This is a genomic window from Nocardioides sp., from assembly GCF_034670285.1.
In the GTDB taxonomy this organism is placed as follows: Bacteria; Actinomycetota; Actinomycetes; order Propionibacteriales; family Nocardioidaceae; genus Nocardioides.
The window spans coordinates 1-1,777 of sequence record NZ_JAXMNS010000558.1; the positions used below are offsets into that span (position 1 = coordinate 1).

Below are 1,777 nucleotides of genomic sequence, written 5' to 3' on the forward strand. Positions count from 1 at the left end.
TGACGTCGGGACGCCAGGTCGGCGGGGTGACGTTGATCGTGTCGCCGTCACGCTCCACGGCACAACCGACACCCTCCAACGCGGAGACGGTGGTCTCCCCCGCGATCGGCATGCCGCTGATGCGTGCCGGCAGGTCGATCGGCGCGGTGATCGTCGCCACGTCGGGGACGGAGCCGACCACGGTCACGCCGGGCTCGGCCGTGCCACCGCCGTACGACGTGAGCAGCTCGACGACGCGGTCGGCCGCGGCCTCGCAGACGACCGGGTCCACCCCGCGCTCGTTGCGCTTGCCGGCCTCGGAGGTGATCTTGTGACGCTTGCCGGTGCGGAACATCGACGTGGCGTCCCAGTGAGCCGACTCGACCAGCACGCGGGTCGTGGTCTCGGAGATCTCGGTGGGCTCCCCGCCCATGACCCCGCCCAGGCCGATGATCCCGGAGTCGTCGGTGACGACGAGGTCGCCCGGGTCGAGCGCGCGGTCGGTGCCGTCGAGGGTCGTCAACCGCTCCCCCGCGGCGGCACGGCGGACGCGCACGGTGCCGGTGAGCTTGTCGGCGTCGTAGCCGTGGATCGGGCGACCGATCTCGAGCATCACGTAGTTGGTGACGTCGACCGCCAGGCTGATCGGGCGCATGCCCGCCTGGGTCAGTCGCCGGGCGATGAAGTCGGGGGTCGGCGCGGACGGGTCGAAGCCGGACACGAGCCGCGCGACGAACAGCGGGCAGCCATCGGTGTCGTCGAGCACCACCGGGTAACCGTCGGCGTTGCTCGCCGGAACCGCGCGGTCGGCCGGGTCGGCGAACGTCGCGCCCTCGGCGGAGTAGGCCAGCGCTGCCTCGCGGGCCACGCCGCGCAGGCTCAGTGCGTAGGCACGGTCGGGGTTGATCTCGAACTCGATGACGTCGTCGTCGAGCCCGAGGACCGCAAAGGCGTCGTCGCCGGGGGCGCCGGCGTCGGCGGGCAGGACGATGATGCCGTCGCCGTCGCTCGAGAGCCCGAGCTCGGCGGCCGAGCAGATCATCCCGGCCGAGACGTGGCCGTAGGTCTTGCGGGCAGCGATCGCGAAGTTGCCGGGCAGCACCGCCCCGGGCAGCACGCAGACGACGAGGTCGCCGACGGCGAAGTTGTGCGCGCCGCAGACGATGCCCACCCCTTGTCCGGACTCGCCGGTGCCGTGGGCAGCGTTGTGATGGCCGACGTCGACGGTGCACCAGTTGATGGTCTTGCCGTTCTTCTGCGGCTCTGGCTCGAGGGTGAGCACGCGACCGACGACCAGGGGGCCGGTGATCGCGTCGCGCGGGCTCTCGATGGCCTCGAGCTTGAGCCCGAGCGCGGTCAGCCGCGCGGCGAGGGCTTCGGTGGTGACGTCGGCGGGAAGCTCGACGTACTCCTTGATCCAGGAGACAGGGGCCTTCATCGCTCTTACAGCTCGCTTCCGAAAGCAGTGGTGAACCGGACGTCGCCCTCGAAGAGGTCGCGGAGGTCCTCGAGACCGTGGCGGAACATGAGGGTGCGGTCGATGCCCATGCCGAAGGCGAAGCCCGAGTAGCGCTCGGAGTCGACCCCGCAGGCGCGCAGGACGCGCGGGTTGACCACACCGCAGCCGCCCCACTCGATCCAGCCCTCGCCCCGGCAGGTGCGGCACGGGGCCAGGCCGGCCCCGGTGTCGAGCTCCTGGGCGCCTCTGCACACGAAGCACACCAGGTCGACCTCGGCGCTGGGCTCGGTGAAGGGGAAGAACGACGGCCGGAACTGGGTGGTGATGCCCTCGCCAGAT

At 71.4% G+C, this 1,777-nt stretch carries 1 protein-coding gene and 1 pseudogene; both read right to left on the reverse strand.

The genetic code is table 11. The annotated features are described in order from the left end of the window. Positions 1 to 1,417, reverse strand: a 1,417-nt coding sequence (locus VOI19_RS19010; RefSeq protein ID WP_323794496.1) for a phenylalanine--tRNA ligase subunit beta, incomplete at its 3' end; no start/stop codon positions are given. Positions 1,418 to 1,422: 5 nt separating this feature from the next. Next, positions 1,423 to 1,777 (reverse strand): annotated as a pseudogene (locus tag VOI19_RS19015) (phenylalanine--tRNA ligase subunit alpha); the annotation flags it as partial.